At 70.8% G+C, this 21,713-nt stretch carries 16 protein-coding genes; 12 read left to right on the top strand and 4 right to left on the bottom strand.

The window, feature by feature from the left end; genetic code table 11:
• Positions 1-91 precede the first annotated feature (91 nt).
• Positions 92-1,132 (bottom strand): Gfo/Idh/MocA family protein, encoded by a 1,041-nt coding sequence (locus CIK71_RS02960; RefSeq protein ID WP_096163677.1) that lies wholly within the window; start codon positions 1,130-1,132, stop codon positions 92-94.
• Between the two features lie 202 nt (positions 1,133-1,334).
• On the bottom strand, positions 1,335-2,270 hold the full coding sequence (locus CIK71_RS02955; RefSeq protein WP_096163676.1) for an aldo/keto reductase: 936 nt from the start codon (positions 2,268-2,270) through the stop codon (positions 1,335-1,337).
• 196 nt (positions 2,271-2,466) lie between these two features.
• Here CIK71_RS02955 and CIK71_RS02950 point away from each other — a divergent pair, with 196 nt between their 5' ends.
• The 5 genes from CIK71_RS02950 (at position 2,467) to CIK71_RS02930 (ending at position 7,852) form a co-directional block, all read left to right on the top strand.
• On the top strand, positions 2,467-3,726 hold the full coding sequence (locus CIK71_RS02950; protein ID WP_245857272.1) for an MFS transporter: 1,260 nt from the start codon (positions 2,467-2,469) through the stop codon (positions 3,724-3,726).
• 89 nt (positions 3,727-3,815) lie between these two features.
• A complete protein-coding gene (locus CIK71_RS02945) occupies positions 3,816-4,265 on the top strand; it encodes a DUF2871 domain-containing protein (RefSeq protein WP_096163675.1) in 450 nt (149 codons plus the stop codon).
• A gap of 195 nt (positions 4,266-4,460) precedes the next feature.
• On the top strand, positions 4,461-5,468 hold the full coding sequence (glpX, locus tag CIK71_RS02940; protein ID WP_096163674.1) for a class II fructose-bisphosphatase: 1,008 nt from the start codon (positions 4,461-4,463) through the stop codon (positions 5,466-5,468).
• 290 nt (positions 5,469-5,758) lie between these two features.
• Positions 5,759-6,448, top strand: a complete 690-nt coding sequence (locus CIK71_RS02935; protein ID WP_096163673.1) for an NUDIX hydrolase — start codon at positions 5,759-5,761, stop codon at positions 6,446-6,448.
• Between the two features lie 171 nt (positions 6,449-6,619).
• Entirely contained in the window at positions 6,620-7,852 is a 1,233-nt protein-coding gene (locus CIK71_RS02930) for a M20 family metallopeptidase (RefSeq protein ID WP_245857271.1), read from the top strand.
• An 18-nt stretch (positions 7,853-7,870) separates the two neighbouring features.
• Here CIK71_RS02930 and CIK71_RS02925 read toward each other — a convergent pair whose 3' ends face one another.
• A complete protein-coding gene (locus CIK71_RS02925; RefSeq protein ID WP_096163672.1) occupies positions 7,871-8,875 on the bottom strand; it encodes an acetylxylan esterase in 1,005 nt (334 codons plus the stop codon).
• 228 nt (positions 8,876-9,103) lie between these two features.
• Here CIK71_RS02925 and CIK71_RS02920 point away from each other — a divergent pair, with 228 nt between their 5' ends.
• The 6 genes from CIK71_RS02920 (at position 9,104) to CIK71_RS02895 (ending at position 16,690) form a co-directional block, all read left to right on the top strand.
• On the top strand, positions 9,104-10,411 hold the full coding sequence (locus CIK71_RS02920; RefSeq protein WP_096163671.1) for an ABC transporter substrate-binding protein: 1,308 nt from the start codon (positions 9,104-9,106) through the stop codon (positions 10,409-10,411).
• A gap of 112 nt (positions 10,412-10,523) precedes the next feature.
• Positions 10,524-11,384 (top strand): carbohydrate ABC transporter permease, encoded by an 861-nt coding sequence (locus tag CIK71_RS02915; protein WP_245857270.1) that lies wholly within the window; start codon positions 10,524-10,526, stop codon positions 11,382-11,384.
• Complete coding sequence (locus CIK71_RS02910) at positions 11,377-12,339, top strand: carbohydrate ABC transporter permease (RefSeq protein WP_245857269.1); 963 nt, start codon at positions 11,377-11,379, stop codon at positions 12,337-12,339. Before CIK71_RS02915 ends, CIK71_RS02910 begins: the two co-directional genes overlap by 8 nt.
• A 107-nt stretch (positions 12,340-12,446) precedes the next feature.
• On the top strand, positions 12,447-13,355 hold the full coding sequence (locus tag CIK71_RS02905; protein WP_096163669.1) for a MurR/RpiR family transcriptional regulator: 909 nt from the start codon (positions 12,447-12,449) through the stop codon (positions 13,353-13,355).
• 35 nt (positions 13,356-13,390) lie between these two features.
• Complete coding sequence (locus tag CIK71_RS02900; protein WP_096163668.1) at positions 13,391-15,619, top strand: FAD-dependent oxidoreductase; 2,229 nt, start codon at positions 13,391-13,393, stop codon at positions 15,617-15,619.
• Positions 15,620-15,739: 120 nt separating this feature from the next.
• Positions 15,740-16,690, top strand: a complete 951-nt coding sequence (locus tag CIK71_RS02895) for a VOC family protein (RefSeq protein WP_096163667.1) — start codon at positions 15,740-15,742, stop codon at positions 16,688-16,690.
• Between the two features lie 476 nt (positions 16,691-17,166).
• Here CIK71_RS02895 and CIK71_RS02885 read toward each other — a convergent pair whose 3' ends face one another.
• The gene (locus CIK71_RS02885; protein WP_096163665.1) at positions 17,167-17,880 is read right to left on the bottom strand and encodes a DsbA family oxidoreductase; all 714 of its coding nucleotides are present in this window, start codon (positions 17,878-17,880) and stop codon (positions 17,167-17,169) included.
• Positions 17,881-18,246: 366 nt separating this feature from the next.
• On the opposite strand from CIK71_RS02885, the gene CIK71_RS02880 reads away from it, so the two are divergent.
• A complete protein-coding gene (locus CIK71_RS02880; RefSeq protein WP_096163664.1) occupies positions 18,247-21,651 on the top strand; it encodes an ABC transporter ATP-binding protein in 3,405 nt (1,134 codons plus the stop codon).
• The last annotated feature ends 62 nt before the right edge of the window (positions 21,652-21,713 follow it).

Here is a 21,713-nt window from a genome sequence, read left to right as displayed (position 1 = left end):
GGGGGTCGGATGCCGCGGATCCCGGGGAAGCCGGTGGCGCCTAAGTCGTCGGCGGTGAGGCGGCAGTAGGCGCCCCGGCCGACGCGCCTGTTCAGTTCCCGACGGCGCTGTTGGCGTAGGCGTCCTTGAGGATCCGCAGCGAGCCCATCGCCTCCGCCGGGCCGATCCAGAACGGCTCGGGGGCATCGAGGCGCGCGTAGAAGTCGCGGATCAGCTCCTCGTGGGAGACACCCCAGTAGGCGCGCCCACCGGCCGTGGCGACCCGGTCGGAGAAGGTGTCGACCCGGCCGTCCTTCCACCGCACGGTGAGACCGCCCCCGCGCCCCGAGCGCACCTCGAGATAGGCGTGCTCGGTCTCGACCTCGAGCTCCACGGGGCGTGCGACGGGCGCGGTGAGGGTCGCGTAGAACGTGGTGGTGGCGCCGGAGGCATGGTGCAGCAGGAGATCAGCGGTGTCCTCCACCTCGACGACGCCGGCGAACTTCTTCTGCGAGACCAGGCCCTCGGTGCGCTCGACGGGTCCCAGCAGCCACTGCACGAGGTCCAGGGTGTGGATCGCCTGGTTGATCAGCAGGCCGCCGCCCGCGTTCTCCCAGCGCCCGCGCCAGGGCTTGGCGGCGTAGTACTCCGCCGATCGTGACCAGACGACCGATGCCCAGGCGCCCCGCACCTCACCGAGCTCGCCGCCCTCGAGCAGTCGGAACAGCTCCTGGCTGGCGCGGTTGTAGCGGTTCTGGAAGCAGATCGCGATCTTCGGGGCGCCGCTGCCGCCGTCGGCCCGCGGCGCGGACGCGGAGCCGAGGGACTCCACCAGGCGCGTCGCCTCCTCGAGGGTATGGGCGAGCGGCTTCTCCTGCAGCACGTGCACACCCCGCTCCAGCGCGGCGAGCGACGGGCCGACGTGCTGGTCGTGCGGAGTGGTGACGTGCACGGCGTCGGGGCCGAGGGCATCGATCAGCTCCTCGGCGGAGGCGAACGTCGGCAGGCCGGTCGCGGCCTCGGCGCGCGCACGGCCGGCAGGATCGGTATCGGCGATGCCGATCAGCTCGAGGCCGTCGATCGCCTCGATCGCTCCGACATGGACGACGGACACGTCGCCGTATCCGATCAGTCCGATACGTCGCTGGGCCATGTGCTGTGCCTCCTCGCCGCTTCGCTGCGGCTGATCTGTGAAAACGTCGGCCCCATCGTGCCCGGCTCCGCCGGCTCCCGGGGAGTGTTGCCACGCGGTGCCTGCTGATGCCGGCTGCGCTGACGTGCCCCGGTCGGGCCCGGCAGTCCCGCCGAGCCGGTCAGGGTCCTGGTGCGGATCAGGTCACGGAATGCGGTGCGGATCAGGGCACGATCCACCCGGCCGCACGGAAGAGCTCGTACCACTCGGGGCGGGTCAGGGGGATCTCGGAGCCAGCGGCCGCATCGCTCACCCGCTGCGGGGTGGTCGTGCCGAGGACGACCTGCATCTGCGCCGGATGACGGGTGATCCAGGCGGTCGCGATCGCCTCGGGCGCGACCTCGTACTTCGCGGCGAGACGGTCGATGACCTGGTTGAGCTCCGCGTAGTCCGGATGGCCGAGGAACACGCCGTCGAAGAACTTCGCCTGGAAGGGCGACCAGGCCTGCACGGTGATGTCGTGCAGACGGCAGTAGTCCAGGATGCCGCCGCCGTCGCGCACGATCGCCTGGTCGGTGCCCTGCATGTTCGCCGCGATGCCCTGGGCGATGAACGTCGAGTGGGTGATCGACAGCTGCAGCTGATTGGCGACGATCGGCTGGTTCAGATGCTTCGCCAGCAGGTCGATCTGCCGCGGAGTGTGGTTGGAGACGCCGAAATGGCGCACCTTGCCGCTCGCGTGGAGCTCGTCGAAGGCACGGGCCACCTCTTCGGGCTCCACGAGGGCGTCCGGGCGGTGCAGCAGGAGGATGTCGATGTGGTCGGTCTGCAGCGCCTTCAAGGAGCCCTCGACCGACTCGATGAGGTGCTCGTAGGAGTAGTCGAAGTACGGGCCGTCGGGCACGATCCCGGCCTTGGTCTGGATCGTGACCTGCTCGCGCTCGGAGGGGCTGAGCTGCAACGCCTGCGCGAAGCGCTCCTCGCACCGGTGCAGCTCATCGCCGTAGATGTCGGCGTGGTCGAGGAAATCGATGCCAGCCTCGCGCGCGGTGCGCACCAGGGTGCGGATCTCGTCGTCGGACTTCTCGGCGATGCGCATCAGCCCGAGCACCACGTTGGGTGCGGAGATGTCGGTGTGCGGCATGGCGACGTGCTTCATGGAGTGACCTCTGGTCGCAGGGGTGTGGGGCGGCCGCGTCATCGGGGCGACGGTGCCAGGGCGAGCCTATGCCCGTCACGTGCTGCCGCGCACGTGCGCCGCATGCGGCGGGAGGCGGCGACAGAGGGGCGCGAGCGCTTTCCATGCGGTGGGACGAGGAGGCGGCGGCACCCCGATCCTGCTTAGGATCGACCTGGTGACCACGCCCTTCCCCACCTCTCACGTCCCACCCGTACCTCCGCGTCGCCGGAAGGCGGGCGCCCGGATCACGCTGACCCTCGCATCGCTGGCGATGATCGGTCCGTTCACGATCGATACCGTCTTCCCGGCCTTCACCCGTATCGGCGAGGAGTTCGGCAGCGACGCTGTCGCGCTCCAGCAGCTGGTCGCCGCGTACCTCGCCGCCTTCGCGCTCATGTCGATCTTCCACGGGCCGCTGTCCGACGCGCTGGGGCGCAAGAAGGTCATGATCGGTGGGCTGACCATCTACCTGATCGGCATGTTCGGCTGCGTTCTGGCCCCGAGCATGGGCACGCTGATCCTGCTGCGGGTGCTGCAGGGCATGAGCGCGGGCGCGGCCACGATCGTCTCGCGCGTGGTCATCCGCGACATGTTCTCCGGCTCCGAGGCGCAGCGGCTGATGGCGCAGGTGATGATGATCTTCTCGGTGGCCCCGGCGATCGCACCGATCCTCGGCGGCTGGCTGCTGCTGCTCGGGGACTGGCGCTGGGTGTTCGGCGGCGTGGGCCTGTATGCGCTGGTGGTGCTGATCGCGACCACCCGCCTGCCGGAGACGCTGCCGCGCGAGGGCCGCACCCCGCTGCGCGTCGGGGCGCTGCTGGGATCGCTGTGGCACGTGGGCCGCTCCCCGGTGATGCTGCGGATCGCGGCGGCCAGCGCCTTCGGCTTCGCCTCGCAGTTCCTGTTCATCGCCAGCGCCTCCCTGTTCGTGGTGAACCTGCTGGGGCTCGGCGAGCAGGACTTCTGGGTGCTGTTCGTGCCGCTGATCATCGGCATGATCTCCGGATCGTTCATCGTGGGGCGCGTCGCCGACCTCATGGACCGCAGCCGGCTGATCACCCTCGGATTCCTCGGCACCCTGGCCTCGACCGTCGTGAACCTCGTGCTGGTCTCCATCGCGCCGGACTTCACAGGCGGGCTGAGCTGGTCCCTGCTGCTCGCCGCGATCGGGCCGATGCTGATCGCCTTCACCGTGGCGCTGCTGTTCGCGCCCATCCAGCTCGAGGTGCTCGACCTGTTCCCGCACGAGCGCGGCGCCGCCGCCTCACTGGGCACCTTCTTCGGCCTGGTGCTCAACGCGCTGCTCGCCGGGCTGATCGCACCGCTGATCGCCGTCAGCCTGACAGCGCTGGCGGTCACCTCGATCGCCTTCGCCGTGCTCGGAGCCACCCTGTGGATCTGGCACCTGCTGGCGGTCCGGGCTCCGAGGACCTGAGCACCGCGACGGGCCTGAGACGCGGGCCACCTCGACGCTCAATCTTTCGGTTGATCCCCAGGTCACGGCCGATTCCTAGAGTCGAAGACATGAACAAGCTCCTCAACACCGCCTTCGCGTACATCATCCTCGGCCTCGGCTCCGGACTCTTCTACCGCGAGTTCACCAAGGCCACCGACAACCTCGGCACCCACTCCCAGCTCAACACCCTGCACACCCACCTGCTCGTCCTGGGCATGGTCGTGTTCCTCGTGGTCCTCGCCCTGGACGCGATCTTCTCCCTCAGCGGCCGACGCTCCTTCTCGGTCTTCTACTGGACCTACAACGTGGGCCTCGTGGTGACCGTGGCGATGCAGGCCGTGCGCGGCTTCCTCACGCTGGACGGCCAGGATCCCGCCACCACCAGCGCTGCGATCCCCGGCATCGCGGGCCTGGGACACATGCTCCTCACCGTCGGCCTCGTGGCCCTGTTCGTCGCCCTGCGCGCCGGCATCAAGGACCGCACCGCGCGCACCGAGCAGGCCGCCCTCGCGGTCTGAGAGCGATCCTCGCGGTCGCACATCGGAGGCCCGGCCGCCCATCCCGCACGGGGTGGGCGGCTTCGTCGTGCCCGAGTGCATCTTGACCTGCAGGGTAGAGTCCGAACTGCGCGTCCGGCCCTGCTGAGCCCGTCGAGTCCTGAAGCGTCAGCAGGCGATGCGTGATGGCTTCGACAACGACGACGGAGGACACCCATGACCACTCCCACGAGTTCCACGCCTGCCGACACCTCGACCGCCCCGGACCGCAACCTCGCACTCGAACTGGTGCGCGTCACCGAGGCTGCGGCCATCGCCGGCGCCCGCTGGGTGGGCGCGGGCGACAAGAACACCGCCGACGGCGCCGCGGTCGACGCGATGCGCTCCTTCATGGACACCGTACGGATGAACGGCACCGTGGTGATCGGCGAGGGGGAGAAGGACGAGGCCCCGATGCTGTTCAACGGCGAGAGCGTGGGCGACGGCTCCGGTCCCGACGTGGACGTCGCGGTGGATCCGATCGACGGCACCCGCCTCACCGCGCTCGGCTACAACAACGCCCTGTCCGTGTTCGCGGTCGCCGAGAAGGGGAGTATGTACGACCCCTCGGCCGTGTTCTACATGGAGAAGATGGTCGTGGGCCCCGAGGCCGCCGACTTCGTGGACCTGCGCCTGCCGGTGAAGCAGAACATCGCCCTGGTGGCGAAGGCGCTCGGCAAGCCGGTGAGCCAGGTGACCGTCTGCGTCCTGGAGCGCGCCCGGCACGAGCCGCTGGTGCGGGAGATCCGTGAGGCCGGAGCACGGGTCAAGTTCATCATGGACGGCGACGTGGCCGGGGCGATCGCCGCCGCCCGTGGCGCCGGCGTGGACATGCTGCTGGGCACCGGTGGCACTCCCGAGGGGATCATCGCCGCCTGCGCCGTGAAGGCCACCGGCGGCATGCTGCAGGGCCGCCTCGCCCCGATCGACGACGCCGAGAGGCAGAAGGCGCTCGACGCCGGACACGATCTCGAGCGCGTGCTGACCACGGATGACCTGGTCACCTCGGACAACTGCTACTTCGCGGCCACCGGCATCACCGACGGCGACCTGCTGCGGGGTGTGCGCTACGCGGGGGAGCGGATCGTCACCGAGTCGATCGTCATGCGTTCCGCGTCCGGCACCGTGCGCCTCGTCGAGGCCGAGCATCGCGCCGAGAAGTGGGATCGCTGGACGTCGGCCTGACGGCTGGCGCCCGGCCCCTGACCGGGGTGCCCACCCGTTGCCGAGCGGTCGCTCGCCAGTCCACGGGTGGGGCGCCATGTCAGTCTTCGGGCTCGTCGATGAACGCAGACGTCGTGGATCCCGACCCGGCGCTCGATCCCGCGTCTGGCGGGCCGTGTGCGTGATGTGCCTGGTGGGGCGGGGACCAGCGGCGTGCCCGGTGATGCCTGCTGAGGCGACGCGTGTCCAGAACATGTGAGCCGCACTGCAGTAGCAGTCGAAGTGACCAGAACGGGGCCTAGGGTGACCCCATGGTCTCCCCAGCCGAAGACATCCGCGTCGCCGTCGACCTCATCGTCCTGACCCTCCGCGAGGATGCCCTGAGCGTGCTGCTCGTGCAGCGCGACGATGAGCCCCACCGTGGCGCCTGGGCGCTCCCCGGCGGATTCGTGGAGCTCCAGGAAGACCTCGACGAGGCCGCCTACCGCGTCCTCGCCGACGAGGCGTCGCTCGGGAGCGGAGCCGTCCATCTCGAGCAGGTGCGCACCTTCGGCGCCCCGCACCGCGACCCGCGCGGCCGCGTGATCTCGGTGGCCTTCATGGCCCTCGGTGCGGACCTCCCGGACCCTCGACGAGGGGACGATGTCGCCGACGCCCGCTGGTGGGCCATCGACGAGCTGGCCGCCATCGATCTGGCCTTCGACCACGCCGACGTGCTCGCCTGCTCCATCGAGCGCGCCCGCGCCAAGCTCGAGTACACGACGCTCGCGGTCACCTTCCTGCCCCAGGAGTTCACGATCTCCCAGCTCCGCGGTGTCTACGAGAGCGTCTGGGGCACGACCCTGGACGCCGGGAACTTCCACCGCAAGGCCACCCGCACCGAGGGCTTCCTGCTCGACCTGGAGAAGCACGCCGCACCCACCGGCGGTCGCCCGGCCCGCCTGTACGCCGCGGGGCCCGGGACCTCGCTGGTGCCGCCGCTGCTGCGCTCCGGGGACTGACGGGGCCGACCGGCCGATCGACCGGCCCGGTTTCAGGACAGACGGGACCGGCGGGGGCGACGGGGCCGGCCGACGGGCAAGTCTCGGGCGCGGCCGACGGGGTCGACGGGGCCGGCCGACGGGACTGGCTTCGGGGCCGACCGACGATGCGTGCCGTGGCAGGATCGCCCCGTGAACTCCGTCGCCCCTGCCCCGATCCCCGATCCGCGCCGAGACTCGATCTCCGCTGCCTTCGCCGCCGGCCGGGAGGCCGTCCATGCCGTCGCCCGCGCGATCCACGCCGAGCCGGAGATCGCCTTCGAGGAGCATCGGGCCCACGACCGCTGCGCTGACCTGCTGGAGAGGTCCGGCTTCGCCGTCGAACGCGGCCTCGCCGAGCTCCCCACGGCCTTCCGAGCACGGATCGGGACCGGCTCGCTGGTGGCGGCGCTGTGCGTGGAGTACGACGCGCTGCCCGAGATCGGTCACGGCTGCGGGCACAACCTCATCGCCGGGGCCTCGCTCGGCGCCGCTCTGGCCCTCGCCGATCTGGTCGACGAGCTGGACCTGACGCTGCTGGTCATCGGCACGCCGGCCGAGGAGCACGGCAGCGGCAAGCAGCTGCTCCTGGATCGCGGGGTATTCGACGGCGTGCACCTCTCGCTCATGGCTCACCCCACCCCGCATACCGACACCTACGACGTGCTGGGCTCGACCAGCCAGGCCGTCGGCCGTTGGCGCGCGACATACACCGGGCGCGGCGCCCACGCTGCCGCGAACCCGACCGACGGGATCAACGCCAACGACGCCGCCGTGATCGCCCAGGTCGCGGCCGGACTGCTGCGCCAGCGGATGCGGGACGGTCAGCGCCTTGCGCTCGTGCCCCAGCAGACCGGCGTCACCAACATCGTCCCCGAGACCGTTGTCGTGGACTTCGAGTGCCGGGCTCTGACGATGCCCGAGTTCGAGCAGCTGCGCGCCCAGCTCGTCGCCTGCTTCGAGGCCGGGGCCGTCGCCACCGGCTGCACCCTGGAGATCGCGACCTCCGAGCCCGTCTACGAGCCGCTGCTGCAGGACGAGGTGCTCGGCGCGGCCTGGAACGAGGCGATGGCGACGCTGGGGCGTCCGCTCGCTGGGTCCCTCGGTGTGATGGCCGCGTCCACCGACATGGGCAACGTGTCCCGGCGGGTCCCAGGCCTGCACCCGTTCGTGGGGATCACGGGCGCCGGCGGCGCGCTGCACACGCGCGAGTTCGCCGAGCATGCCGCGAGCGACGAGGGCTACCGGCTCATGGACGACTGCGCGCTCGCGCTGGCGTGGGTGGTCCGGGACGTTGCCGCCGACCCCGCTCGGCGGGCCCTCGTGCTCGAGCAGTCGGCCCAGCTCGCGAACGAGCCCCGAGAGCGCTCGGCGGCGTCGGCCTGATCCCCGTCCCGGCTGCCCTCACGTCGTGACGGCGTGCCGCTCGAGGAACTCCAGCTGACGGCGCCGATGCTGCCACTGCCCGTGCTCATGACCGTCGAACCGGTAGGTGCACAGGGTCTTCTCGGGGCCGCCGTAGGCCTCATGGGCGGCCAGGACGCCGGCCGGTGGGCAGACGGGATCCCGCATACCGACTGCGAACAGGGCGGGAGCCCGTGCGCGGGAGGCGAAGTGCACCCCGTCGAAGTACGACAGCGTTCTGAGCACGGCGGCCTCGTCCCCGCGCCGGGTCCGCAGGTAATCGCGGACCTGAGTGAACGGTCCGTCGGCGGCCGTCTCGACCGAGCGGGGGATGTCGCACAGCAACGGCACCTCCACGAGGGCTCCCTTCACGCCATTGCACAGGGCCGCGGCGGCCAGCGCGGTCGCGCCGCCCTGGCTCCCTCCCGACACCACCAGAGGCGCGGTCCCTGACTCTCCGCGGGCGGCGACGGCGTCGACCGCGCACACGGCATCGGTGAACAGTCGCCGGTAGTAGTACGTCTCCGGATGCTGGATGCCCGAGGTCATGCGGCCGACGATCTGCGGGCCGCTGCCCACGGGATCCGCGGTGTCTCCCACCGAAGCGGGACCGGACTGCCCGCGGTTGTCCATCACGAACGTCGACCAGCCGGCGCTCGGCAGCAACGTCCACTGCTCGGGCAGACCGCGGCCGGTGTTGTTGCCGAGGAACTGCACCACGGTCCCGCGCGATCCGCCGTGCGCGGGGTCCAGCATCCATCCCCGCACGGGATGTCCGCCGAATCCGGGGAAGCGCACGTCCTGGACGACGATGCTGCGCAGCGGGGAGCGCACCTCCTCGTAGGCGGCGGAGCCGCGGCCGGCGTGCTCGGCGAGCGTCGCGCGCCAGAACTCGTCGAAGTCGTCAGGGCCGGTCTGGCCCGCACCGGTGTCGTGGCGACCGGGGCCTGGGTGGCGCTCCGGAGGTTCCGGGTCGTCCTGCGTCTGCTCGATCGGTGTCGCCATCCGGCGTCCTCCAGCGTCTGAGGGTCCGGCCTGCCCGGGCCGGGGTCTGCGGGACGCGGCCTTCACGGGCCGGGAACGCCGCGGTCTCCCCACGATAGGCGGGCACACAATGTGCATCAAGGGTTGACGCGTTTGGTTCAGAGTGCAAAAGTTGTGCACCGTTCCGGGGCTCTGGCCCGCACCTCACCTACGTATCACCCACGCACCGTCGCGTTGGAAGGTTGTCGCATGCTCCGTGCATCTGGACGCTCCCTGAGCCGTCGGCAGTTCGGCACGCTGGGCGCCGCAGCGGGCGCCACCGCCCTCGCCGGGTGCTCCGCCTCCTCGCCGAAGGACATGGACACTCTGCAGGTCTGGGGCGGCGTCCCCGCCGAGAACGGCCCGCAGGCCGTGATCGACCGCTTCCAGGAAGAGCACCCGGGAACCGACGTCACCTACACCCCGTACGTCAACGACGATCGGGGGAATCTCAAGGTGAACACGGCCCTGCAGGGAGGAGTCGACATCGACGTCTTCTTCACCTACGGCGTCCCGAACCTCGCGATGCGCGTGGACTCCGGCCTGGCGGCGGACGTCGGCGACCTCGTACGGGCTGCTCCCGAGCTGGAGATGTTCCTGGACACCGAGGATCCCAAGGCCATGATCGACGGCGACGAGATCACGGCGCTCGCGACGACGCGCATTCCGCAGATGGTGCTGTTCAACGAGGACCTCCGGGAGCGCGCGGGGATCGAGCTCCCCACGCAGTGGGCACTCGAGGAGTACCTCGAGGCCATTCGCGCGCTCGCCGACGACGGGAAGTACGGCACCTATGTGCTCCCCGATCTCGCCCGCATCGAGCTCGGACCGAACTACCGGCTCACCGCGCAGGGCGACTCGAACTTCTCCCACCCGGCGTTCCTGCAGCACTTCGACCTGGCGGCGCAGCTGATCCGTGACGGAGTGCTGTACCCCTGGTCGCAGGCCCTGGCGCGCCAGCTGGAGGCATATCAGCAGAACAACTTCATCGCCGAGGACTTCGGGCTGTGGACCACGGCCCCGTACTCCCTGAGATTCCTCACCGATCAGGAGGAGTACCCCCACGACTTCAGGGTTTCCGCCGCCCCGGTGCCGACCGTCGACGGCAACGACTGGAACACCGGCGAGTACGGCGCGTTCATCCAGATCAATTCCAAGAGCCCCAAGCAGGAGCTGGCCTGGGAGTTCTGCAGGTTCTGGCTGCTGGAGAGCGCCCAGGACATGGCCCGAGCCGGCTACATCTCCCTGCTGGGCGACGTGGATGACGATGAGCTGCTGGACGGTGTCCTCGGCGAGGACGCGGAGCAGTTCTTCGACGTCGACTCGTTCCGTCGGACTCTGTTCGAGGACCAACCGCGCATGCACCTGGACACCGAGCTGACCGCCTACACCGAGATCACGCAGAAGTACGAGCAGCAGCGCGACGTGTGCTGGCTGCTGGAGCGCTCGCCGGAGAAGGCGATCGACACGGTCGACAAGAACGCCCAGGCACTCATCGACCGGTTCGAGGAGGACTGAGATGGCGATCGTGGACACGAGGGACGAGCCGGCTGGCGCGTCGGCCGGAGCCGGCACCCGCGCCAGGCGGCCGCACCGGACGGGGCGGGCGCCGTCGGAGCCGAGACCGTACGTGGGATGGCTCTTCGTCGCGCCGAACCTCCTCGGGGTGCTGGCCTTCACCTTCATCCCGCTGATCTCGGTGGTGCTGCTCTCGTTCACCCAATGGAACCTGGTCTCGGGCTTCGCGGGCATCGAATTCGTCGCCCTGGACAACTTCCTCGCCGTGTTCCAGGACCCCACCTTCTGGCGCAGCCTCGTGATCACGATCGTGTACGCGGGGGTCGCCGTGCCGCTCACCCTGGTGGTGGGACTGGCGCTGGCCCTGGCGCTGAACCGGGACATCCCGGCCCGCGGCCTGCTGCGCGCCGCCTTCTTCGTCCCCTACATCGTGAACATCGTGGCCATCGGCATGACCTGGCAGATGCTGCTGGACCCGGAGGCCGGACTGGTGAACCAGGCCCTCGGAGCCTTCGGGGCGGAGGACCTGCCGCAGTGGTTCGCTTCCTCGAACTGGGCGCTGCCCGCGCTGATCCTGGTGACGATCTGGTCCCAGGCCGGCTACGCGAACCTCATCTACCTCTCCGCGCTGCAGGACGCTCCCACGCAGCTGTACGAGGCGGCCCGCATCGACGGAGCCGGGCGCTGGGCATCGTTCCGCGCCATCACCTGGCCGTCCCTGCTGCCCACCACCGTGTTCCTGCTGGTCACGCTGTTCGTCGGGATCTCGCAGACCTTCGGCATGATCGCCCTGATCACCAACGGCGGCCCCGGGGACTCCACGACCACGCTGTCGTTCTACATGTATCAGACCAGCTTCCAGTTCTATCGGTTCGGGTATGCCTCCGCCGTGGGCCTGGTGACCTTCATCGGCATCTTCGTCATCATGCTCCTGATGTGGCGAGCCCAGCGAGGAAGGGCGCTCCATGACTGACACGACCACCGCCGATCCGGGCGGACAGGCAGCGCGCGGGGGCGCGCATCCCGGCACGAGGGCGGGCGCGCAGGCCGGCGCGGGACCGGGCCCCGGCACCGGCATGGCCGCGCGGCAGGCGCTGCGCAGGCGCCGCGACCGCGTGCGCCGATGGTCCTGGGGCATCCCGATGTGGCTCCTCGCGCTGCTGTTCCTGCTGCCCTTCGCCTGGATGATCTCCACCTCCCTCAAACCGGATGTGGAGGCCTTCCGGATCCCCATGCAGTGGATCCCGGACGAGCCCCGCTGGGAGAACTACACGGAGGTGCTGTTCGGGGAGAGCTCGATCCTCATCCCCTTCGGGAGCTCGGTGTTCGTCGCCACGCTCCGCGTGCTCGGCGAGCTCACCACCGCGACCCTGGCCGGATACGCCTTCGCCAAGCTCCGCTTCCCGGGCCGCGGCAAGGTGTTCATCGCCTATCTCGCCACCTCCCTGATCCCGGCCCAGCTGCTGCTGGTCCCTCGCTTCGTGTACTTCGAGAAGCTCAGCCTGTACGACACCCTGTGGGCACTGATCCTGCCGGGCATGTTCACCGTGCTGGGGACCTTCCTCATGCGGCAGTACTTCGTCTCCCAGCCGGACGAGTTCGCGGAGGCCGCACGGCTCGACGGCGCCAACGAGCTCCAGATCTTCTTCCGGATCTATCTGCCGAACGCTCTGTCGATGATCAGCGCGCTGGCGATCCTCACGTTCGTCTGGTCCTGGAACGATTACGAGACCCCGCTGGTCTTCCTCTCCACTCCGGAGAACTACACGCTCCCCATGGGGCTGACCAGCTTCACCGACGAGAACGGGGCGATGGCGGCAGGACTGTCGATGGCCGCATCGGTCATCTCGATCGTCCCGATCCTGCTGGTGTTCCTGATCTTCCAACGCCGATTCGTGCGGGCGATGACCGAGAGCGCTCTGAAGTAGGCGCGTATCCGTGCTCTCCGAGCACACTGGTCGCGGTCGCTCGCAGCGGCCTCCACGGCCCACGACCGACTTCCCCCGCCCACGCGAACGCACAAGGACGAACATCCATGAGCACCACTCCCGACCCCGCCGCCTCCCCGTCGGCCCTGGGACGGCTCCACGAGGAGCTGCCCCGGCTGAACCCGGGGCACCGCCGGATCGCCGAGGCGATCCTCGCCGACCCCCTGGCTGCCGGGGACTCCTCGATCACCGCGCTCGCGGCGTCGGCGGAGACCTTCCCCGGCGCGGTCTCCCGTTTCGCGCGCAAGCTCGGATACGCCGGGTTCCCGGCCCTGCGCGCGGCGATCGCCCTCGACAACGGCAGGGCGGCGCAGTCCGGATGGGAGCGCGACATCGGAACGGCCATCACGCCCGCCGACGCCCCCGGGGAGGTCCTCGACATCCTCGCCGGCACCGCGGCCCGCGCCCTGCGTGACGCCGCCGCGCTGATCGACCAGGCGCAGGTCGAGCGCGCGGCCGAGGCGATCACCGCGGCCGAGCGCGTGCACCTGCACGGGGAGTGGGGCGATTCCATCGCCGTGCGCGAGCTCTACCTGCGGCTCCAGCGGATCGGCGTCGCCGTCTGGTGCCACGAGGCGGGGTCACGCACCCTCGAGCTCGTCTCCCGCACCTTCACCGAGCGGGATGTGGTCCTGGTGCTCAACCGCTCCGGGAAGGACGAGACCGCCCTGCAGCTGCTGCGGAGCGCAGCACGGACCGGCGCCACCACGATCGCCGTGCACGGAGCGCCCGGTGCCGAGCTCGATCGGGCGGCCGACATCCCGCTGTTCACCGGCATCCGGAACGGTGCGGTGTGGACCCAGCATTTCGCCGGCCGCGCGAGCGACACCCTGCTCACCAGCATGCTCTGGCTGCTCGTCGCCCAGCGCCGCTCCGCCGACCCCACCATGCGCTTCGTGGACGACGGGACTCTGGAGACGAACTCGCCCGCCTCGCGGCACGACACCGACCTCTGACCTCACGCATCACCACCCCCGCAGGAAGGATCCCCATGCTCACCGAATCCGTCACCACCGACATCGTCGTGGTGGGAGGAGGCCTCGCCGGCGTCTGCGCAGCGATCGGAGCCGCCCGTCAGGGCAGCCGTGTCGCCCTCGTCCAGAACCGGCCCGTCCTCGGCGGGAACTCGTCGAGCGAGGTGCGGGTCTGGGTCTGCGGCGCCACCGCGCACGGGATCCACCTGTTTGCCCGCGAGACCGGCATCATGGGCGAGCTGTATGTCGAGAACCAGTTCCGCAACCCCGACGGGAATCCGTACTACTGGGACCTGCTGCTGCTGGAGAAGGTGCGTGCCGAGCCGAACATCGAGCTCTTCCTCAACACCGATGTGACCGAGGTCGAGGCCGACGGGCCCGACGATGCCCGGGCGATCCGCTCCGTCACCGGGTGGATGAGCGGCTCCGAGCGTCGGATCAGGTTCAGCGGTGAGTCCTTCATCGACTGCAGCGGCGACGGCCTGGTCGGCCACCTGGCCGGCGCGGAGACCATGCGGGGGAGCGAGCCGCGCGAGAGGTTCGGGGAGTCCTGGGCGCCCGAGCACGCGGGGGAGGACATGCTCGGCTCCACGATCCTCTTCTACACCAAGGACGTCGGGCATCCGCAGAAGTTCGTCGCCCCGCCGTTCGCGGTCGACATCGCAGCGACCGCCATCCCGCAGAACCGCGTGATCCGGCAGACGATGAACGGCTGCGACTTCTGGTGGATCGAATGGGGCGGCCACCTCGACGTCGTCCGCGACAACGAGCGGATCCGTGATGAGCTGCAGGCCGTCTGCTACGGACTCTGGGACCACATCAAGAATTCCGGGCGATTCGATGCGGACACCCTCAGCCTCGAATGGGTGGGCGCCGTGCCCGGCAAGCGCGAGTACCGACGGTTCGTCGGCGATCACGTCCTCACCCAGCACGACGTGCTCGGCCAGACCGAGTTCGACGACCGGATCGGCTTCGGCGGCTGGTCGATCGACCTCCACCCTGTAGGCGGTGTGTACGCGAGCGAGAAGGGGTCGCGGCACTGGCACCCCGACGGGAACTATCACATCCCGGTGCGTGCGCTGTACTCGCGCAACGTCTCGAACCTCTGGATGGCCGGCCGCGACATCAGTGCCAGCCACGTCGCCTTCGGGAGCACACGTGTGATGGCCACCTGCGGCATCCTCGGCGAGGCCGCCGGCATCGGCGCCGCGGTCGCCGGCCGGCTCGGGGTGAGCCCCCGTTCTCTCGCTGCCGACCACGTCCCCGAACTGCACCGGGCGATGATGCGCGCGGACGCCTCGCTGCTCGGCGTCCTCGACGACGATCCGGCGAACCTGGCGCTCGGAGCCGAGGTGACGGCGTCCTCCCACCAGGAGATGCTCGCCTCGACGCGGAGCACCGGGCGGGTCGTGCTCGATCACGACCTCGCCCTCGTGCTGCCGGTCGACCCGATGCTGGGGTCGGTCGAGATCCTGGTCGACGCGATCGAGGACACCGAGCTCGTCGTCGAGCTGCACAGCGTGGGCCGGCCGCAGAACTACCTGCCCGCGACCCGTGTGCGCAGCGTCGAGGCACCGGTCCGTCAGGGGCGTTCCTGGGTGCGGGCCGATCTGGACTGGGAGCCTGAGATGGCGCAGAACGCCGTCGTCGTGCTGCGCAGGAACCCGCTGCTCGAGGTCCATCAGGGCGATCGGGTGGAGCCCGGCACGGTCACGATGAGGCACCGTGACCTGCCACCGGACGAGGCGAGTCCCGAGCAGTGGCGGTACTGGAAGGAGACGCTGCATGGTCAGGGCATCTGCTTCCGTGCGGGGTCGCCCACTCGTGCTTTCCTCCCCGAGCAGGCGGTCGGCGGGTACGCACGGCCCTACGGCGGTCCGGCGATGTGGGTCTCCGCCGACACCTCCGAGGATCCGCAGCCCTGGTTGCAGCTCCGCTGGCCGGCGCCGCAGGAGATCACGGCCGTCGACGTCGTCCTCGACGACGACCTCAACGAGGACCTCATCAACCTCCACCACCACCGCACCTCCGACGACACGATGACCACGCTGGTGCGCACCGCGCGTCTCGAGGCTCGCGTCGGCACGCACTGGCAGGAGATCGCTCGGATCCGGGAGAACCGCGAACGCCACCGGTCCTTCCCGCTCGAGCATCCGCTGCGCGCCGATGCCCTGCGCGTCGTGGTCGAGGACACGAACGGCGCGACAACGGCACGCATCGTGGCACTGAGGGCCTACGGGGACTGAGCGCGAACGGAGCTCTGGAGGGCCGCCGAGAAAGCGCGGCGGGGTGCGTCACCTATTCGTTGAAGATTCAGCTAAATTGGGTCATGATGGTGGCGACGACATCGATCGGAAGGATCGCCCATGAACTCCTCGCCCCTGACCATGCCCACTGCCGCGACCGGAGCAGCGGACGAACGCCACCTCTCCGCCGATCTCGCCATGGATGCCGTGACCCTGCGCGTCGGTGACCTCGAGCTGATGAGTTCCTACTACGAGAACGCCCTCGCGCTCACCTCGCTCGAGGAGAAGGCGCGCGTGAACGGCGAGGTCCACCGCGTCCTCGGCCGCGGCGGTATCCCCTTCGTGCGCCTCGTCGCCACCCCTGGCCTGCCCCCCGTCGATCCCCGACAGGCCGGCCTCTTCCACACCGCCTTCCTCTTCGAGGATCAAGCGGCGCTCGCCGGGACCGTGCTGCGCGCCGCCCAGGATCCCCGTTCGCGCTTCGTCGGCTCGAGCGACCACCTCGTCTCCGAGGCGTTCTACTTCACCGATCCCGAGGGCAACGGCATCGAGCTGTACTGGGACCGCCCCCGCGACCAGTGGACCTGGAGCAACGGCCAGGTCGCGATGGACTCCCTGTACCTCGATCCCAACGCCTACCTGAGCGAGCACCTCACCGACGACGTCGCCGCTTCCCCCGGGCTCCGCCCTGGGATCGTGGGCCACGTGCACCTGCAGGTCGGCGACGTCGATGCCGCCCGCGCGTTCTACGTCGACGCGCTCGGCTTCGAGACCACTGTGGGCTCCCATCCCGGCGCCCTGTTCGCGGCCGCCGGCGGCTACCACCACCACGTCGCCATGAACACGTGGAACAGCCGTGGTGCCGGACCGCGCGCCACCTCGCTGGGCCTGGCCGACGTCGCCATCACGGTTCCCGGCCGAGATGATCTCGACGCCCTGACCGGTCGGCTGAAGGCCGCTGGCCTCTCCTTCGCCGACGACGGCCGCGCGGTGAAGGTCCTCGACCCGTGGGCCACCCCGGTGGCGATCAGCCTTCCCGGAACCGACACCGAGGAGCTGCTGGCTCGCTGATCGTGCCGCGGGGCCGGCCGGCTGGTCTGTCGGGCGGCGCCCCCTGTCGCCGCTGTGGCCGCTGACCTGGGGGATGGCGCCCTTGTGGCCGGCTGCGCGGCCGAGCGTTGGGGTAGAGCGGAAACGCGGGACTCCATGGATCCGCCGAACCCATATACGGGTTGGCCGGTCCGTAGAGTCCCGCGTTCTGCATGCGCGGCGGGTGAGCGGTGGGCGAACGGAGCTGGCGGCCCGCTTCCGTCCGTCTGCCTGTCTGCCTATTTTTGCCGCCCGCGCGGCCGACTCGGCGGCCCCTCAGTCGCAGGTGCCGTCAGCCGCGCAGGACGCGCCGCCCTCGACGTCGCCACCGAGCAGCGACGTGAGCGAGACCAGGGGAGGGGAGGTCTGCGGCTCCGTGCTGTCCGCGGCGACGGCTCGCTCACCTGCGCCGAGCGGACTCGCGTCGCGCCCGCTCGCGCCTGGGCCGGCCATGTCGGTCATGAGTGTGCCCGCTCGGCCCGAGCTTCGTCGATGATCTGCCGCAGAGCCTGGCGGAAGGCGTCCAGCGGCAGCGCCCCAGGGGCCGTGTACTTGTCGTTGAACAGGAAGAACGGGACGCCGCGTGCACCCATCTGCACCGCCTCGCGCACGTCGGCCTCGACCTGAGCGTCATGCGTCTCCCCGGCATGGGCAGCCCGCGCCGCAGCCTCGGGAAGACCAGCCTCGACCGCGCGCGCCACCACCGCGTCGGCGTCGAACGGGTCCGAGCTCCCGGTGAAGTAGCCGCGCTGCAGGTCCATGAAGAAGTCGGTCGCGGCATCGACGCCGTGCGCTTCGCCGATCGCCTGCATCACGCGATGCACGCCGCGGGTGTTGGCCATCGGGCGGTCGGTCACATACGCGCGATCGAGCTCCTGCGCCATCGCTTGGATCTGGCCCTCCATCTCGCGCACCTTCTCCTCAGGCATGCCCTTGGCTGCGACGAGATGGGCGACGTTGTCCCGCACGGTGTCGGTCGGCGCCGTGGGGTCCAGCTCGAAGGAGTGGGCGCGCACGTGCACCTGGTCCTCGAGGCCCTCGGCGGCGATCGCGTCGTGCAGGCGGGACTCTCCGATGTAGCACCAGGGGCAGACCACGTCGGTCCACACGTCCACGGTGATCAGCGGCTCGGCGGGGGCCGGGATGCTCGAGGTCTTGTCGTCGTCGGTCATGCCGGCCTCCATCGTGGTGCAGGTGCAGATGCCGCGGGTGTCGCAGAACCTGCGTTTGCTTGAAAATGGTACTACGCGGAGTGTGCAGGCACGAGAGGCCTGCGTGCACGTTCGCTCGTGGCGCAGTGGGCCCCCAACGGGCGCCGGTCTCGCTCTCGGTGTCAGAGCGCGCTCATCGGAGGTGGTCGCGCTGGGAGGAAACGCCCTGATGGTGACACACTGAGCGGTGCCTGTCCTCGCCCAGACAGGTCGCCTTCCGATGACGATCAGGAGTGCCATGTCTTCGCTGTTCCTCGCCTGTGCACCCGCCGCGGCCGATGCCGTGACGGCGGAGTCGGCTGCACGCTGCCCGGAGGTGTCTGCCGCATGAGCTCGCGCAGGAACCGCAACCGCGGCAGGAACACCAAGAACGCCCGGGTCGCGTCGAGCGCTCAGGGCTCCGCCGGGTCGCCGGATGCTTCGTCGGCCGACGCCGTGAGCCCGGCAGTCGACGAGGATCTGGAGACGGCGCTGGAGGGCGCCGACGGCGACGAGTCCGCCGACACCCCCGGGGACGTCACCGACGACCCGGATGCCACCGGCGCCCCGGACTCCGCCGCGGTGCTCCACAGCGTCGACGCTCCCGACGCCGAAGCCGACCTCGACCTCGGGTCCGGCACCGATGCGGACGCTCGCGATGTTGTCACCCCCGCGAGCTCGACCGAGGCTCCGACGCCGGCCTCGTCTCCGGCGTCGGGTCCGACGCTGTTCTCGGCTCCGTCTCCGGCCGCGGAACCGGTGGAGGACGCCTGGCTGCAGGAGGCTTTCACCGAGCCCGAGCCCGAGCCCGAGCCCGAGCCCGAGCCCGCCGTCGAGCCCGCCTCGAAGGCCGCGATCAGGGCGGCGGCCATGAGGGATGCCGAATCCGGGGATCGCTGGACCGTCGTCGAGCAGAGCGCCGACGGCCACGACCAGGAACAGGACCACGACCAGGACCAGGACCAGGACCGCGACCGCGATCACGAGGCAGGGCACGGAACTGATGACGAGCGGCCGGGCGAGGCCGCTGCGACCTCGACCGAGGCCTCACGCCCCGAGGGTGCCCGCGCCGCGGGGCCCGGGACCGCTGAGTCCGGCACCCGCGAGCACGGTGCACCCGATCGCGATGCTCCGCCGGCGGATGCGGATGCGGAGGAGGATGCCGACTTCGCCGGCGACGCGAGTGCCGACGCCGACAGCGGAACTCCTCCCCGGGCCGAGACGGGGCGGGACTTCGCGCCCGCCTTCCCGGTCCCGGTGACGATGTCCCCGAAGGCCAAGAAATTCGGATGGTCCCGGGACTCCCTGCTGCCTCATGCCTCGGGCGAGGACGGCGCGTCGGGTGCGTCCCCGGAGTCCGTCGAGCGCGCGCCCCGGCGACCTGCCGGTACGAAGCCCGGCCGCGGGATGAAGGCGCCGCGCCCGCGGACGCAGGCCCACGGCGAGTCCCGGTCGGCGCAGGAGCCGAGCTCCATGTCCGGCACGACGACGCCTGCTCACGACGCGACGCCTGCTCACGACTCAGCGCCCGCGCCGCAGCCCATCCCGGACCGTCCGCCCGCGTCGGCGCCGGCCGCGGCTGCTCCGCGGCAGCACCCCATGGCGACGCCCAGCGCGCCCGAGGCCGACACCACGTCGGCGATCGACTCGGCCAGGCCAGGAACCGCCTCGGCCGCACCGACCACCACCGCGACCGCGCCGCGGGGCACGTCCGTCGCACGGGGCGCGGGTGCCCCGTCAGCGCCCTCTGCGGCAGACAGTGCTGTGACCAGCATCTCGGCAGGCGACGCGTCGGAGGGCGAGGGGCCCTACCGGAACGTCGTCCAGGTGCTCAGCCCGTATCTGCGCCGCCATCGCGCGGTCCTCATCACCGGTTCGATCTCGCTGCTGCTGAGCGTGTGGCTGCTGATCGCCCTGCCCTTCCCCCTGAAGTACGCGGTCGACGCCGCGATCGCCTCGACCGGAGCCGACCTCCCGGCGCTGTCGGGCCTCGACGAGGATCCCGGACGAGCGCTCATCACCAGCGTGATCGTCCTTGGCGGGCTGCTGGTCCTGCAGGTCATCACCCGGTTCGTGGCCATCTCTGCGCTGGGCCGGGCCGGGGTCCGGATCGCGACCTCCCTGCGCTCCCGGCTGCTCGCGCACCTGCACCGGCTGACCCCGGGATCCGCCGACCATCCGGCGTCGGCCGCCCGTGCCTCCCGCCGCGGCGGGAGGCCGGACGCGGACCCGGTGCGGCCGCTGATCGACGACATCGCCGCCCTGCGGGACCTGCTGTCCCACTCCGGCCCGCGGGCGGCCGCGAGCGCCCTCACCCTGCTGTCGCTGCTGGTCGTCACGGTGATCCTCGACCCGCTCACGGCGCTCGTGCTCGCAGTGACCGGGGCGCTGTTCGCGCTCGCCGTGGGTGTCGGAGTGCGCCGCAGCCGCGCCGCCGAGGCCCGGGCCGCGGTCGAGGCGCAGATGCTCGCCGACACGGCCGACGAGCTGGTCGCGGCCACCGGCACCATCCAGTCCTACGGCCTGGAATCCCGCTCCGAGCGCGGGCTCACCGAGGCCGGCGTGCGGGCCGGGCGTGCCCTGACCCGGGCCCGTCGCGCCCAGGCGATGCTGCAGCTGCTCACCGTGCTCGTCGCCGGGATCGGCGTGACCGGCACCCTGCTGCTGGGCGGTCCGCGGGTCGAGGCGGGCACCATGACCCCGGGCGACCTGGTGATGCTGCTGGCCGACCTGCTCATCGTGGTCGTCGTGCTGCGCGAGCTGCTCCAGCACGGGGGAGCGCTGAAGTGCGCGACCGCCGCGGGCGACCGCATCGCCGCGCTGCTCGCCCGGCAGGCCGGGATCACCGAGCCCCAGCGCACCCAGCCCGTGGACCGGGTGGGCGGCGAGATCGTGTTTTCGGCCATCAACACCCAGGGCAGCGCCGTGGCGAGCGTCGGCGAGGGCGCGGCCGATGGCGCCGGGAGGCCCTCCGAGGCAGCGGCCGAGGCCACGGCCGGCGGTTTCCTCGACGGCACCGCCGACACGTCCTCGAGCACCGCGCTCAGCAGCCCCGAGCACTCCGGGGCACAGCTGTTCGACACCGTCTCGCTGGTGGTCCCCGCAGGTCAGCACGTCGCCCTGCTGGACCATGAGGGTCGCGAGGCCGCCGCGCTCATCTCGTACCTGCTGCGCTTCGACCAGCCGGACACCGGCCGGGTGCTGCTGGATCGCTTCGACACCCGTGCGGTCTCCCTGACGGATCTGCGGCGGCAGATCGCCGTGGTGCAGCGGGAGCCCGTGCTGTTCACCGACACGGTGCGCGAGAACATCCGCATCGGCCGTCCCGACGCCACCGACGCCGAGGTGGCCGACGCCGCCCGCAGGGCAGGGATCGACGACGTCATCGCGCAGCTCGCCCAGGGCTTCGACACGGTCCTGGTGGGGCGCGGGAACGTGCTCACCGACGGCCAGCGGCGCCGGATAGCGATCGCTCGCGCGCTGCTCCGCGATGCGCCGATCGTGGTGCTCGATGCGGCGGACTCCGGTCTGTCCGGGGCGGAGCGACGCCCGGTGATGGCGGCGCTCGTCACCCTCCTCGAGGGACGCACCGCGATCGTCTCCAGCCGCGATCCGGAGACGGTCGCCGCCGCCGACCGCGTGCTGTGGTTCGAGGGCGGCGAGGTGCGCGAGGACGGCGCTCCGTCGGTGCTCGCGGCCCAGGAGGACTCCCGCCTGGCGCGCTGGCTGCGCAGTCAGGACGAGAGCGTCTGATCCGACGGGTGGCCCCGGTCCGGTCACTTCCTGAGAGAGTCCTCATCCGCGCCTCATCCCCA

Origin of the sequence: Brachybacterium alimentarium (genome assembly GCF_002332425.1) — a bacterium.
Taxonomy (GTDB): domain Bacteria; phylum Actinomycetota; class Actinomycetes; order Actinomycetales; family Dermabacteraceae; genus Brachybacterium; species Brachybacterium alimentarium.
This window is presented reverse-complemented; position numbering and strand designations above follow the sequence as displayed.

What these genes read in the sequence shown, in the direction of transcription:
- CIK71_RS02960 (WP_096163677.1), bottom strand. Translation starts at nt 1,132, where the DNA reads ATGGCCCAGCGACGTATCGGACTGATCGGATACGGCGACGTGTCCGTC.
- CIK71_RS02955 (WP_096163676.1), bottom strand. Translation starts at nt 2,270, where the DNA reads ATGAAGCACGTCGCCATGCCGCACACCGACATCTCCGCACCCAACGTG.
- CIK71_RS02945 (WP_096163675.1), top strand. Translation starts at nt 3,816, where the DNA reads ATGAACAAGCTCCTCAACACCGCCTTCGCGTACATCATCCTCGGCCTC.
- glpX (WP_096163674.1), top strand. Translation starts at nt 4,461, where the DNA reads ATGACCACTCCCACGAGTTCCACGCCTGCCGACACCTCGACCGCCCCG.
- CIK71_RS02935 (WP_096163673.1), top strand. Translation starts at nt 5,759, where the DNA reads ATGGTCTCCCCAGCCGAAGACATCCGCGTCGCCGTCGACCTCATCGTC.
- CIK71_RS02925 (WP_096163672.1), bottom strand. Translation starts at nt 8,875, where the DNA reads ATGGCGACACCGATCGAGCAGACGCAGGACGACCCGGAACCTCCGGAG.
- CIK71_RS02920 (WP_096163671.1), top strand. Translation starts at nt 9,104, where the DNA reads ATGCTCCGTGCATCTGGACGCTCCCTGAGCCGTCGGCAGTTCGGCACG.
- CIK71_RS02910 (WP_245857269.1), top strand. Translation starts at nt 11,377, where the DNA reads ATGACTGACACGACCACCGCCGATCCGGGCGGACAGGCAGCGCGCGGG.
- CIK71_RS02905 (WP_096163669.1), top strand. Translation starts at nt 12,447, where the DNA reads ATGAGCACCACTCCCGACCCCGCCGCCTCCCCGTCGGCCCTGGGACGG.
- CIK71_RS02900 (WP_096163668.1), top strand. Translation starts at nt 13,391, where the DNA reads ATGCTCACCGAATCCGTCACCACCGACATCGTCGTGGTGGGAGGAGGC.
- CIK71_RS02895 (WP_096163667.1), top strand. Translation starts at nt 15,740, where the DNA reads ATGAACTCCTCGCCCCTGACCATGCCCACTGCCGCGACCGGAGCAGCG.
- CIK71_RS02885 (WP_096163665.1), bottom strand. Translation starts at nt 17,880, where the DNA reads ATGACCGACGACGACAAGACCTCGAGCATCCCGGCCCCCGCCGAGCCG.
- CIK71_RS02880 (WP_096163664.1), top strand. Translation starts at nt 18,247, where the DNA reads ATGAGCTCGCGCAGGAACCGCAACCGCGGCAGGAACACCAAGAACGCC.